The following is a 12,125-nucleotide window of genomic DNA, read 5'->3' as shown; positions in this document are numbered from 1 at the left end:
AGATCGGTTCTTTTTTGTGGACTAAAAGTTCTGAATGTTGTTAATATTAAACGTGTAGTTCATTTCGTATAGTGATTATTGAAATATTAGGGATAAATCATTAAAGGGGTGATAACAATGACAGAAGTAAAGGGGAAAACAGCCAATGAGTCAAGGGTGTTCAAAACGAGCCGAGTATTCCCAACAGATTTAAATGATCATAACACGCTATTTGGTGGGAAGATATTAGCGGAGATGGATATGGTTGCTTCTATTTCAGCATCCAGACATTCGAGAAAGGAATGTGTCACAGCATCTATGGACTGGGTCGATTTCTTACATCCTGTTCGTTCTTCAGATTGTGTTAGTTATGAATCTTTCGTAATTTGGACGGGAAGAACTTCAATGGAAGTGTTTGTGAAGGTAGTGGCTGAAGATTTAATCTCAGGTGAGAAGCGTATAGCGGCAACGTCATTCGTTACTTTTGTGGCACTTAGTAAGGAAAATAATCCAGTTCCTGTACCGCGTGTTATCCCTGAAACAGAAGAAGAGAAAGAATTACATCGTATTGCTGTGTTACGTGCAGAACAGCGTCATATACGTAAGGCAGAGAGTAAGAAAGTAGCCACATTGTTAACCTTTTGAGATGAATATTTAGCCATTTAATTTACTATAGTAGGCGGAAATGGTTTTAAAATGAAAAGCGGACACCTAAAAATAGGTGTCCGCTTTTATAGTTTTTTCATCCACATATCATATGACAGTAGCTACTTAGCAGAAGCAAGCAGCACCGACGATGATTAAGAGGATAAATAATACGACTAGTAGCGCAAATCCATTACCATGTGCGAAGCCCATTGTTATTTCCTCCTTTTATTTTAAGATACAACATACAATATGCAAATGAGCTATTGTTTGATATGGACATATATCATGCAATGACATATTTTCTTGAATGATAATGTAATAAAAAAGGGAAGATATAGAAATAACAGTAAGTGGAGAAAGGAATTTATCCATGAAGCACTTTTTCGCTATAATTCTTTGTTTAATAGGTGTATTCATTTGGATGAACATCGATGTGGAAATGGGGAAGGAAATGGCTAGTGAATATGAATTAGGACAAGTTCGATTAGGTGAATTTCAACTATATACGAACGGTGAAGAGTTATATAGAAAATTATTTGACGATATAAACGATGCAGAAAAGTATATATATATCCATTTTTATATTGTAGGAAAAGATGAAATAAGCCAAGAGTTTTTACAGTTATTAGAGAAAAAAGCATCTAGCGGAGTAGAAGTGAAATTGTCAGTCGATCGGATAGGCGGATATAAGTTGAAGAAAAAGGTAATTAGCCGATTAAAGGAAAACGGTGTGAAGTTTACATTTAGTAAAAAACTGAAACTGAAAAATGTGTTCTATTCTTTGCATCAACGGAATCATAGACGCATTGTTACCATAGATGGAAAGATATCATACGTCGGTGGCTTTAATATCGGAAAGGAGTACCTTGGACAAGATCCGAAGTTTGGGCCATGGCGTGATTATCACGTGCGCATCCATGGTGATGGTGCAGCGGATATGGAAAGAAAGTTCGCCGAAGATTGGAAAGAAGATACAGGAGAAAAAATGCCTATACATGAAAGTATACCTACATTAGGGAATGTGAAATATCAATATTTATTTTCAAATGGAAAAGGCTTATGGGAAAAGTATGGGGCACTTTTAAAAAAGGCTAAAAAGTCTTTAATTATCGCTACACCATATTTTGTACCAAGTAAAGAAATGGTGAAAGAGTTAAAAGCTGCATTAAATCGTGGTGTTAATGTAAAAATTCTCGTGCCATTTAAAAGTGATGCCATATTGTTAAAACAAGCTGCCTATCCATATTTGAAAGATATGTTACATGCTGGAGCGGAGATTTATCAATATCGAAATGGATTCTTTCATGGGAAAGTAACAATCATTGATGGAGAAATTGTTGATATTGGGACAGCGAATTTTGATAATAGAAGTTTTTATTTAAATTGCGAGTCTAACTGTATCATATATGATAAAACAGTTGTTGATGAAGTATGGAGTCGATTACAGGTAGACTTTCATAAATCAAAACGATTTTCTGAAGAAGATTTTGAGAAAATTAGTGGATGGGATTGGTTTTTAGCAAGAATAGCGAATGTTTTAGCATCATATTTATAGCATATGGACAAAAGAGAAGGGAGGCGCTTTAATGGACTGTATGAAAGAATTAATGAGATATAGTTATATGCTAATATACAAGGTTGGAGAGTATGCTGGAAAGGTCAGAGACGAAGAATTAAAAAATCTATTACAGCACCATTTACCATATATGTTACAAGCATATAATGAACAAGTAAATTTTCAAGAAGGAGAGAATGTGCAGCATATAACCTGTGAAACAACGGAGTTTGGTTTGCATGAAATGGAAAAGGAAACAGTTAGTAAATATACAGGGGATATTCATATTGCAACCTGTTATATTGCGCACTTGAAACGATTAGCTTTAAAGTTTGCTCAAGTTGCAGTGGAGGTTGCTAATCCGGAGTTTCGCTCATTTTTGGAAAATTGTTTCTTGAAAATGAACCGTTACGCTTATAGTGTGTGGCAATATGTTATGAAGAAGGAATATAAGATTACACATCTATATGAAAATGAAAAGTTTGCATGAGAAACTAAGGCGGAATGGTATGCGCCTTAGTTTTTTTACGTCCATTGAGAGGGAAAAACTAGTTTTATTGTGTATCAATTGGAAATGAAATATATAAATTTAAATTAGGTTTTGTTATCAGAAAATTTACAAAAATTTACCGTATATTTACTGTTTTTCAATCTCTTCTTTAAAAATAGAGAGTAATATGAGGTTGTACATATTCTATCACAAGGGGGAAACGCAAATGAATAAATGGGTTAAATCATTAACTGCTATGGCACTTGCAAGTTCTTTATTAATGGTAGGTTGTAGTAAAGGTGAGGACAAGAAGAAAGAAGACGAAACAACTACACAACAAGAGGACAAAAAGGATAAAGAAACAAGCGGAACTGAGAAGTCTACGGATTCTAAAGAAAAGAAATAATGTAATAATAGAGCTTCCTCTTTTATATGAGGAAGCTTTTTTGTTGTAAATTGATTGAGATTATTGAAAAATAGAAAGAGAATGAAAGAGGGGGAAAACAAATGAAAGTATGTATATTGGGAGCAACAGGACGAGTAGGTTCAAATATAATTAATTTAGCATTAAAGGATTCAGCTGAAGTGACTGCATTAGCGCGTGATTTAAATAGAATAGAAATACAACATGAAAGGTTACGAGTTATAGAAGGTAATGTATTGAACGAAAAGGATATAAAGAAAGCGATAGAAGGAAGTGATATAGTAATTAGTGCACTTGGAACGGATCAAAATAGAACATTAGCGAAGAGTATGCCACAAATTATAAAGCAAATGGAAGAAGCAGGGGTTCATAAAATTATTACAGTAGGAACAGCCGGTATTTTACAAGCAAGAACAAATCCAAATTTATATCGTTTCCAATCAACGGAATCCAAAAGGAAAACGACAACAGCAGCAGAAGATCATTTGGCTGCATATAAGGTACTAAGTAATAGTAATAATTTATGTTGGACAGTTGTTTGTCCGACACATTTAATAGATGGTGAGGCGACAGAGGTATATCGAACTGAAAAAGATATATTGCCAGAAGGTGGATCAAAAATTACAGTGGGTGATACGGCACACTTTGCATGGGATCTATGTAAGAAAAACATATATGAAAATAGCCGAGTAGGTATTGCATATTAAAAAACCATCCCGAAGTCGGGATGGTTAAAAGATGATATAACATACGAAGATGATAATCATAATGATTTGGAGAATTGCTTTCGCTACTGTACTGCTTAAAAAACCAACTACAGTAGCGACTCCAACTAGAAAGGCATCTTTTGGCGCTTTTTTATGCACTAGTTCTGTTATAAATACTGATAAGAACGGTATGATAATAAGTCCGAATGGTGGGAAGAAAAACGATCCAACAATGATAGAAATCATTCCGACACGTTCGCCCCATTTAGAACTACCGTATTTTTTTAAGAAATATCCATTTGCAATAAAATCAGCAACGAAAATGAAAAGAGTGAAAATGACTTGAATAATCCAAAAAGAAGTTGTTAATTCTCCTCCATTTATACCGAAATGGTAAATCAAATATCCAGCCCAGACAGCTAGTATGCCAGGGATAATGGGATAAATAAAGGCGAGAAATGAAACAATGAAACAGGCAATGATACAAATTGTTAATAAAACAGTCACTTTATAGCTCCTTTTTAATATCTAGTTTATGTACAGCAACTTTTTTGACTTGATGTCCATCAAGTTCTAATACTTTAAATTGAAAACCAGCATATTCAATGGAATAGCCAGCTTCAATATTTAAGTCAACTGCTTGAGAGAGAATCCACCCTCCGATTGTATCTAAATCACTATCATCAATATGTAGGCCAAACATATCATTTACTTCAGAAATAAGTACCTTTCCATCTACAACAGTAAGCTTAGGTGTACGTTTTTCAATCATAGGTGGTTCATCCGCATCGAATTCATCTTGAATTTCTCCAATGATTTCTTCAAGAATATCTTCCATCGTTAAAAGTCCGGCAGTGCCACCATATTCATCCATAACGATTGCCATCTGAACGCGATTTTTTTGAAGGTGGACTAACGTTTTACGAATTGGAACTGTTTCAAATACAGTTAGAACAGGATGTATATAAGATTCAAGTGGTTTATAAATACCTTTCGTTTGATCATGGAATACTTCTTTCGTATTGATCATCCCAATGATATCATCTTTATCTTTTTCAATGATTGGATAGCGTGTATATTTCTCAGTAGCGACGATATCCATATTTTCTTCTAACGTATTTTCAGTAGATAAGCAAATCATTTCGGTACGAGGAACCATAATTTCTTTCGCAACTCGATCATCAAATTCAAAAATGTTATTTACATATTTATATTCGGTTTGGTTTATTTCACCGCTTTTAAAACTTTCACCTAAAATGAGTCGCAATTCCTCTTCAGAATGAGCAAGTTCATTTTCTTTCGCAGGTTCTAATCCGAGTAGTTTTGTGAAAAATATAGCTGCACTATTTAGTAGCCAAATGAATGGATACATAATTTTATCAAATAAAATAAGTGGTCTTGCAAATTTGAGTGTGATTGCTTCTGCTTTTTGAATTGCGAAAGACTTTGGAACTAACTCACCTAATACAACGTGGAAAAATGTAATAACACTAAAAGCAATAACAAAAGATAAAGTGTTAGCCATTGTTCCAGTAATATTAATTTTTTCAAAGAGCGGTCGTAGTATATGCTCCACAGTCGGTTCACCAAGCCAACCAAGCCCTAAAGAAGTGATCGTAATGCCGAGTTGACAAGCTGATAAATAAACATCTAAATTAGATAGGACACTTCTTGCAGCTAAAGCTTGTTTATTACCTTCATTTGCAAGTTGGTCAATTCGACTTTTACGTACTTTTACAACAGCGAATTCTGATGCGACGAAAAAGCCAGAAATAAGAATAAGTACAAATATGAGAAAAATATTTAATATGTCCAAGTGTGTTCTCTATTCCAAGGTTTGGAATAAAGATGTCACCTCCTGCAATTATGTTATACTTTTATAATAAATCCAAATGAAAAGAATAGTCAAAGGAAAAGGGTAAATATTGGTATGTTTCTGTAATAGTTTTTGAATTTGCTGTTATTTTGTCCGCTATACAAAAGGAATAACCCCTTACTTTTAGATTATAGAGGGTAATTTCAAATTAAGGTTTTGGAACACTTCTTGTTAAAGTATATGACTGTTGCTTGGAGTAGTTTGTGGTCCATAGTGTTTGAAGAAAAGAAAGTATGCTATATGGGATATAGAGTAGTAATAAGCCTATTGTAACAATTATGGGTGAATTTCCGCCAAATTGAACGATAAATTGTAACAGTCCACTTGTATGAAAAACGCATTCCATAAAAACGAATGAAAGAATAATGGAACCTAAAATTGATTTATGATTCGAAGTAAGCGCCAAAAACAATGTATCCACAAGAAAAGAATCATGTTTTATTTCATATTCATTTGTGTTTTTCAAGAAAGGAATCCATTTTTTTATTGCTTGCATAACGATAATCATGGAAGTACTACATACGATGATAAAAGATGAGTAGTAAGGAAGGTTTATAAATTGTGCGACGTATAGAAGTAGTAATAAGACTGAACATTGTAATACTACAGTGCAAAAAGAGTAAGGTATCCAATTCAATACAGTAGTAAACTTTTTAAACGAGTTAGGTACTTTGAAAAATAAATGGCCGATACCCAAACTTATGAAAAATCCGATCGCAAGGGTAAAAGTAAAACGAACAATCGATATAAAATATATTTCCCATATGTAAGGGAATAATGGTGTTGAATGATTAGAAGTATGTATCATTTGATTTGCTGAGAAAAAGATAGATTCATGCATCCAATCAACCTTTGGAATTGATATAGAAGAAAGCTGTGCGAAGTTTTGAAAAATGCTAATAAATCCATTTTGATAAGAGTAATTGTGTGTAATAAAAAGAGCTGGAATTGGACTTATGGCAAAAATAACAATAATACCAATTATTAATTTGTATATATGTGAGCGTAATAAGGACATATAACCACCTACTCTTGGAATATTCAGAAAATTCTTATTCTTATTTTAGCCGTTTTTGGAGCAAGTTACAATATATTTTTCTTTAAGTATCGGTAGATGGATAGTTTTAAATTCTTTTTAGAAATCTATTTTATGTATGAAATATAAAGCAGAAACGGGTATGTAACAGTACGAATACAAAAAGCGTGAACAGTTTTGCATTTTCACACTTTTTGTATGGAATGAAGAGAAATGTAGGGAAGTGTCGAAAGGATTAAATAGATTTTTTTAATTTGAAAGTGATACCATGTAATTAAACGGTGTTTAAATCTTTGTTTAACTAATAAATTCTAGAGGGGGGATATAAATTGGAGGGAAATGAAAACGTATCAACGAAAGAAAAGATTTTAAATACAACATTGGAATTAATTAAAAAAGAAGGTTTTGAAAAGGTAACGATAAGAAAAATTGCAGCATTGTCAGATGTAAATATCGCACTTGTAAATTACCATTTTGGTTCAAAAGAAAAGTTGATTAGTGAGACGATTAGAGTCTTATTAATTAGCTTTCAAGGCACTTTTTCTATTTTAGATAATATTACAGTGCCAGCAAAAGAAAGATTAAAAATATTTTTATTGGATTATGTACTAGTAATTCGGCAATATCCGGAGTTAGTTAGGAAGATTATTGCAATGGGAACTACGGCATTTACATCTCAATACGAATATGGGGATTTTTTGAAGAGGCTAGGTTTTAGTAAAGTGAAGAATATTTTGAGCGAAATAACGAATGAAACGGATCAGGAAATTTTAATGATGATGACAGTACAAATATTTGGATCTATTTTTCTTCCCACATTAATGATGCCAATTCTCGAATCAGGGGCAGATATAAAAGTACCATCTGTAGAAAAACAGATTGATTTCCTATTTGAACGCTATTTTTATAAAAATTGAGATAGTGGGTGATAGAGATGGCTAGTTTCTTTAGAAAGCATTGGTGTGATATAGGATTAGTGGTCGCTATTGTTGTCGTAGTTTGTTTAGTCGCGAATTTGGGAGAAATGAGTGAAATAAAAGTACTGTTATGGTTAAGTTTTGTGGCCATTTTAGTGCATCAATTTGAAGAGTATCGTTGGCCAGGTTATTTTGCTGGTCTATTTAATGTAGTTATATTTAAAAGTGATATACCAGATCGCTATCCATTAAATACGCAATCTGCTATGGTAATAAATATTTTGATTACGTATGTTTTTTATTTACTCCCGGTTTTCTTTCAAAATATAATATGGCTTGGGTTGGCACCTATTTTAATGGGATTTTTTCAATTCATATGGCATGGTATTTTTGCGAATATAAAAGCTAAAACAATATATAATCCGGGATTAGGTGCGGTTGTATTACTACATGTTCCAATTGGTTATGTATATATGAGATATATTCTTTTACACAATCTGGCTACAAATTTGGATTGGTTATTTGGGGTGATCTACTTTCTAATAGCTACCTATTTTTTAATTATAAAAGGAAATATATTAATGAAAAGTAAGGAGACAAATCATTACTTTTCTAAAAAGCAACTAGGTCCGTACAAATGATACATTGAAGTGATTTAGAATTCAGAGGAAGGGTTTTAGATGCTGAAGAAAGTGCAAGTGAAGGATTCATGAATAAATTATGACAAGAAAATGAATAATTTTCAGAAAAATAAAATAAATTATTTATTTTTTTCTGAAAATATAATATAGTTATGGCACAGAAAGTATTTTAACATAAGGAGGTTTTTTATGAGGATTAAAGGGAATTACGTGCCGAAAAGGGAAGTTTTACTGTGCTCAAGTTCGATTACGATAGGGGAAGCGTTAGAGCATTTAAATAAAACGGGGTATCGTTGTGTACCAGTTTTAGATGAAAAAAAAGAGAAATTTTTAGGGAATATATATAAAGTAGATATTTTAGAATATAAAGGATCGCTTGATGAGAGTGTGATACAATTATTAAACGATAAAGAAGGATTTGTGAGAGAAGATTCATCTTTCTTTAAAGTATTTTTTACAATAAAAAAATTGCCATATTTATCAGTAGTTGACGAAAAAGGGATTTTCCTTGGAATTTTAACGCATAAAAAAGTTTTTGAGTTATTAGAGGATGCATGGGGCGTTCACTCTAGTAAATACTCTGTCATGATTGGAACGCAAGACTATAATGGAGCAATTCAAAAGTTATCGACAGTTTTAAAGAAATACACTGGTATTCAAAGTTTGATGACTTTTGATAATGATGCCTTATTAGTTCGTAGAATTATGTTTACATTAGGAGAAGAGTTTAACGACGGTGAATTAGAGACATTATTGAAAGATTTAGAAGATCACGGATTTAGAGTTGTGTATGTGGAAGAGATGAAAAATCCACGTGAAGTTGAAACGATAGAGTAACATACAAAAGCCATCTAATTATCTTGGATGGCTTTTGTTATGTTACGTGTGTAAAGTTATTTGAAAATAACGATAGGATAATAGGAGAGATTGTAACAATATTTGTGTAAGAGAATAAAAATTGTAGATAATTTCGATTTTCAAAAAAATCAATTTGAAAATATGTTTTTATTTTGCAACTAAATATGTTACTATATGTGTGATAAAAACAAAGAGGTCTGACAACTATACTCCACGTAATAACACTCTAATGATTTGAAAATTCAAAAAAATCAAAATTCGAAAATAACAATTGTATTAATGATTAGAGTAAAAATAAGGGGAATGGAGAAATTATGGAGAAAGACACTGCTTTGTAAGGGGCATATTTTATCATCTTGAGCAGAGAGGAGGATGCATAGCATATTGTAAAATATAGAGATAAACAATGGAAAAGTGCTATGCAAATGAAGAGCATGAAGGGACGTTTAAGGCCAGGTGATACGGTAGCAATTGGTTTAATGCTATTTGCATTATTTTTAGGAGCAGGAAATTTAATTTTTCCGCCAGTTTTAGGTCAACAAGCAGGAGAGAATGTTTGGATTGCTACAATAGGATTCCTTGTAACGGGAGTCGGATTACCCCTACTAGCTGTAACAGCTGTCGCGTTTGTAGAGGGGGACTTGAAAGCGCTGTCTTCTAGAGTCCACCCTATATTTGCGTTTATTTTCCCATTGATTAGTTATTTAGCAATTGGACCATTTTTCGCAATTCCGCGTACTGGAGCTGTTTCGTTTGAAATGGGTATGAAGCCTTTTTTATCAGAGGCAATGGTTTCAGAGTGGTACATGCTATTTCTTTTCACGATAGTTTTCTTCGGAATAACGTGGTATTTATCATTAAATCCATCTAAATTAGTGGATTGGTTCGGAAAGTTTCTTACACCACTATTGGTATTAATTGTCGCTGTTATTGTCGGAAAGGCAATTATTGATCCAATTGGAGAGCCGGCTGCGCCGTTAGCTGCTTACAAAGAAAATGCTTTCTTTGGTGGATTTATTCAAGGATATTTAACGATGGATGCAATTAGTGCTCTCGTATTTGGAATTGTCGTTGTACAAGTTATTCGCTCTAAAGGGATAAAAGAGAGTAGTCAAATTGCAAAAATAACAGTCGTATCAGGTATTATTGCTGTACTTGGTTTAACGTTAATTTATTTATCACTTGCTTATCTTGGTTCAACAAGTACATCACTTGGTGTCTCAGAAAACGGTGGTCTTATTTTAACGAATGTTGTAAATGAGCTATATGGGACGAGTGGTAAAATTTTATTGGGGCTTGTTATTATACTCGCTTGTTTAACAACTTCTGTTGGGTTAACATCTGCGTGTGCGGGTTTCTTTACAAACTTATTCCCAAAACTTTCACATAAAACGATTGTAACAATGGTATGTGTATTTAGTTTAATTGTATCTAACCTAGGTTTAACACAATTAATCGCCGTAACATTACCTGTGTTAATGATCATTTATCCAGTTGCAATTGTATTAATCGTACTTTCGTATTTCCATAAGTGGATTGGGAAGCGTAATACAATTTATATTGGAGCTATTTTAGGTGCATTGTTAATTAGTTTCTTTAACGGTTTAGAAAGTGCGAACATTAAAATTGACGTGATTTCTAATGTACTACAAATGTTACCGTTATATAACGAAGGAATCGGATGGTTAATTCCATCATGTATTGGCGGGATTCTCGGTTTCTTCCTCTATAAATCAAATGAATCAAGTGAATTACAAAAGAAAGGTGCTTAGGCACCTTTCTTTTTTTGAAGGGGATTTTTATATTTTGTCTAAGTAATAATTGGGAGGAATGATAAAATGGCTAATTTTGAAGATTTTTTAAATTTGGATTTGCGAATTGGAACTGTAATACATGCAGAGGAATTTAAAGAAGCGAGAGTTCCAGCGATTAAACTAGAAATTGATTTTGGAGAAATTGGGATAAAGCAGTCAAGTGCTCAAATTACGAAAAGGTATAGTCCAGAAGGTTTAGTCGGTCAACAAATTGTTGCTGTTGTAAATTTTCCGCCAAAGCGTGTAGCTGGATTTAAATCAGAAGTGCTTGTGCTTGGCGGCGTTCCTGAAGCTGATGATGTTGTGTTGCTTCAGCCTAATATGGAATTGCCAAATGGAACAAAAATTAGCTAGGGTGAAGGCAGGGACTAATATGGATATCGGACGAGAATATTTACAATGTGCGATTTCGAACTTTAAAGCAACAAAGAAGCAAGGGGAACGGGCACTTTCTCAATTATCATACGAACAAATACAATGGTCTTCTCATGAAGAAACAAATAGTATAGCGATTATTATAAAGCATCTGCATGGTAATATGCGTTCTAGATGGACGGATTTTTTAACATCTGATGGTGAAAAAGTTGATCGTGACCGAGATGGTGAATTTGAAGGAGGCTATTCTTCAAAGAAGGAAGCCCTTGCAGCGTGGCAAGAAGGATGGGAATACGTTTTTAATACGATGAATACGATATTGCCGGAACATCTATTGAAGACGGTATACATTCGTGGTGAAGCTCATACGGTCCTGCAAGCAATTGAAAGGCAAATTTCTCATTATGCATTGCATATTGGACAGATTATTTACATCGGTAAAATGTTAAAAGAAAATGAGTGGCTATGTTTAAGCATTCCTAAAGGACAGTCAACTCGTTATGTAGAGAAAAAACGTTCAACATAATAATAAGAAAGAAACCGATAAAAAATGGGGAAAAAGAAAGTCAGCCAAATAATAGATGGTTCTGTAATCATAAGAATACTGCCAAAAATAAGTCCATATACAATAAGAAAGAAATTGAAAAGTGTATTCACAGGGAGAAACCGTGAGATGAACACTTGCTGTCGTTTAAAACAATCACTGTGAAATAAATAAAAGCGGAAGCACCATGTGGCTATAATAAGATCTTTCTTTCTTACAATTCTTTTTTTGCATGTATGACAGATAAATGGTGGTTGCATT

16 protein-coding genes are annotated in these 12,125 nt (G+C 33.3%); 11 read left to right on the top strand and 5 right to left on the bottom strand.

Annotation, left to right across the window (positions count from 1 at the left end; all coding sequences use genetic code 11):
* Positions 1–117 precede the first annotated feature (117 nt).
* The gene (locus N2V92_RS24965; RefSeq protein WP_000141164.1) at positions 118–624 is read left to right on the top strand and encodes an acyl-CoA thioesterase; all 507 of its coding nucleotides are present in this window, start codon (positions 118–120) and stop codon (positions 622–624) included.
* A 126-nt stretch (positions 625–750) separates the two neighbouring features.
* Here N2V92_RS24965 and N2V92_RS24960 read toward each other — a convergent pair whose 3' ends face one another.
* Entirely contained in the window at positions 751–837 is an 87-nt protein-coding gene (locus N2V92_RS24960; RefSeq protein ID WP_000505094.1) for a YjcZ family sporulation protein, read from the bottom strand.
* 160 nt (positions 838–997) lie between these two features.
* On the opposite strand from N2V92_RS24960, the gene cls reads away from it, so the two are divergent.
* From cls to N2V92_RS24940, 4 genes are all read left to right on the top strand, one after another.
* Positions 998–2,182, top strand: a complete 1,185-nt coding sequence (gene cls / locus N2V92_RS24955; RefSeq protein WP_002083284.1) for a cardiolipin synthase — start codon at positions 998–1,000, stop codon at positions 2,180–2,182.
* Between the two features lie 31 nt (positions 2,183–2,213).
* The gene (locus N2V92_RS24950; RefSeq protein ID WP_000340543.1) at positions 2,214–2,672 is read left to right on the top strand and encodes a spore coat protein; all 459 of its coding nucleotides are present in this window, start codon (positions 2,214–2,216) and stop codon (positions 2,670–2,672) included.
* 226 nt (positions 2,673–2,898) lie between these two features.
* Positions 2,899–3,078: a hypothetical protein gene (locus N2V92_RS24945; protein ID WP_001045962.1), complete on the top strand. Its 180-nt coding sequence runs from the start codon at positions 2,899–2,901 to the stop codon at positions 3,076–3,078.
* 101 nt (positions 3,079–3,179) lie between these two features.
* Complete coding sequence (locus N2V92_RS24940) at positions 3,180–3,803, top strand: NAD(P)-dependent oxidoreductase (protein ID WP_000861642.1); 624 nt, start codon at positions 3,180–3,182, stop codon at positions 3,801–3,803.
* Between the two features lie 24 nt (positions 3,804–3,827).
* On the opposite strand, the gene N2V92_RS24935 is transcribed toward N2V92_RS24940, so the two are convergent.
* The 3 genes from N2V92_RS24935 to N2V92_RS24925 all read right to left on the bottom strand — a co-directional run bounded on the left by N2V92_RS24935 (position 3,828) and on the right by N2V92_RS24925 (position 6,697).
* Positions 3,828–4,310 carry a DUF456 domain-containing protein gene (locus tag N2V92_RS24935; protein WP_000217335.1) on the bottom strand — a complete coding sequence of 161 codons (483 nt, stop codon included), beginning with the start codon at positions 4,308–4,310 and terminating at the stop codon, positions 3,828–3,830.
* A 1-nt stretch (position 4,311) separates the two neighbouring features.
* Entirely contained in the window at positions 4,312–5,619 is a 1,308-nt protein-coding gene (locus tag N2V92_RS24930) for a hemolysin family protein (RefSeq protein ID WP_000353734.1), read from the bottom strand.
* A gap of 208 nt (positions 5,620–5,827) precedes the next feature.
* A complete protein-coding gene (locus N2V92_RS24925) occupies positions 5,828–6,697 on the bottom strand; it encodes a hypothetical protein (protein ID WP_016077830.1) in 870 nt (289 codons plus the stop codon).
* Positions 6,698–7,044: 347 nt separating this feature from the next.
* Here N2V92_RS24925 and N2V92_RS24920 point away from each other — a divergent pair, with 347 nt between their 5' ends.
* The 6 genes from N2V92_RS24920 to N2V92_RS24895 all read left to right on the top strand — a co-directional run bounded on the left by N2V92_RS24920 (position 7,045) and on the right by N2V92_RS24895 (position 11,846).
* A complete protein-coding gene (locus N2V92_RS24920) occupies positions 7,045–7,632 on the top strand; it encodes a TetR/AcrR family transcriptional regulator (RefSeq protein ID WP_016077829.1) in 588 nt (195 codons plus the stop codon).
* A gap of 17 nt (positions 7,633–7,649) precedes the next feature.
* Positions 7,650–8,273: an HXXEE domain-containing protein gene (locus N2V92_RS24915; RefSeq protein WP_153599244.1), complete on the top strand. Its 624-nt coding sequence runs from the start codon at positions 7,650–7,652 to the stop codon at positions 8,271–8,273.
* A gap of 189 nt (positions 8,274–8,462) precedes the next feature.
* Positions 8,463–9,110: a cyclic di-AMP binding protein CbpA gene (gene cbpA / locus N2V92_RS24910; protein WP_001220522.1), complete on the top strand. Its 648-nt coding sequence runs from the start codon at positions 8,463–8,465 to the stop codon at positions 9,108–9,110.
* Between the two features lie 455 nt (positions 9,111–9,565).
* Positions 9,566–10,903, top strand: a complete 1,338-nt coding sequence (gene brnQ4 / locus N2V92_RS24905) for a branched-chain amino acid transport system II carrier protein BrnQ4 (protein WP_396135568.1) — start codon at positions 9,566–9,568, stop codon at positions 10,901–10,903.
* A 66-nt stretch (positions 10,904–10,969) separates the two neighbouring features.
* Positions 10,970–11,299, top strand: a complete 330-nt coding sequence (gene csaA / locus N2V92_RS24900) for a chaperone CsaA (RefSeq protein ID WP_001263021.1) — start codon at positions 10,970–10,972, stop codon at positions 11,297–11,299.
* Positions 11,280–11,846 carry a DUF1572 domain-containing protein gene (locus N2V92_RS24895; protein WP_016077827.1) on the top strand — a complete coding sequence of 189 codons (567 nt, stop codon included), beginning with the start codon at positions 11,280–11,282 and terminating at the stop codon, positions 11,844–11,846. Before csaA ends, N2V92_RS24895 begins: the two co-directional genes overlap by 20 nt.
* On the opposite strand, the gene N2V92_RS24890 is transcribed toward N2V92_RS24895, so the two are convergent.
* The gene (locus N2V92_RS24890; RefSeq protein WP_016100102.1) at positions 11,819–12,124 is read right to left on the bottom strand and encodes a hypothetical protein; all 306 of its coding nucleotides are present in this window, start codon (positions 12,122–12,124) and stop codon (positions 11,819–11,821) included. The two genes, N2V92_RS24895 and N2V92_RS24890, sit on opposite strands and share 28 nt — an antisense overlap.
* Position 12,125: the final 1 nt, after the last annotated feature.

This window comes from Bacillus sp. CH_48, from assembly GCF_038008465.1.
Taxonomy (GTDB): domain Bacteria; phylum Bacillota; class Bacilli; order Bacillales; family Bacillaceae_G; genus Bacillus_A; species Bacillus_A thuringiensis_S.
Note: the sequence above shows the minus strand (reverse complement) of the source record. Positions and strands in the feature narration are given on the sequence as shown.

Bases quoted from the DNA above. Each gene is read 5' to 3' on its own strand.
- N2V92_RS24965 (WP_000141164.1), top strand. From the start codon at position 118: ATGACAGAAGTAAAGGGGAAAACAGCCAATGAGTCAAGGGTGTTCAAA.
- N2V92_RS24960 (WP_000505094.1), bottom strand. From the start codon at position 837: ATGGGCTTCGCACATGGTAATGGATTTGCGCTACTAGTCGTATTATTT.
- cls (WP_002083284.1), top strand. From the start codon at position 998: ATGAAGCACTTTTTCGCTATAATTCTTTGTTTAATAGGTGTATTCATT.
- N2V92_RS24950 (WP_000340543.1), top strand. From the start codon at position 2,214: ATGGACTGTATGAAAGAATTAATGAGATATAGTTATATGCTAATATAC.
- N2V92_RS24945 (WP_001045962.1), top strand. From the start codon at position 2,899: ATGAATAAATGGGTTAAATCATTAACTGCTATGGCACTTGCAAGTTCT.
- N2V92_RS24940 (WP_000861642.1), top strand. From the start codon at position 3,180: ATGAAAGTATGTATATTGGGAGCAACAGGACGAGTAGGTTCAAATATA.
- N2V92_RS24925 (WP_016077830.1), bottom strand. From the start codon at position 6,697: ATGTCCTTATTACGCTCACATATATACAAATTAATAATTGGTATTATT.
- N2V92_RS24915 (WP_153599244.1), top strand. From the start codon at position 7,650: ATGGCTAGTTTCTTTAGAAAGCATTGGTGTGATATAGGATTAGTGGTC.
- cbpA (WP_001220522.1), top strand. From the start codon at position 8,463: ATGAGGATTAAAGGGAATTACGTGCCGAAAAGGGAAGTTTTACTGTGC.
- brnQ4 (WP_396135568.1), top strand. From the start codon at position 9,566: ATGAAGGGACGTTTAAGGCCAGGTGATACGGTAGCAATTGGTTTAATG.
- csaA (WP_001263021.1), top strand. From the start codon at position 10,970: ATGGCTAATTTTGAAGATTTTTTAAATTTGGATTTGCGAATTGGAACT.
- N2V92_RS24895 (WP_016077827.1), top strand. From the start codon at position 11,280: ATGGAACAAAAATTAGCTAGGGTGAAGGCAGGGACTAATATGGATATC.
- N2V92_RS24890 (WP_016100102.1), bottom strand. From the start codon at position 12,124: ATGCAACCACCATTTATCTGTCATACATGCAAAAAAAGAATTGTAAGA.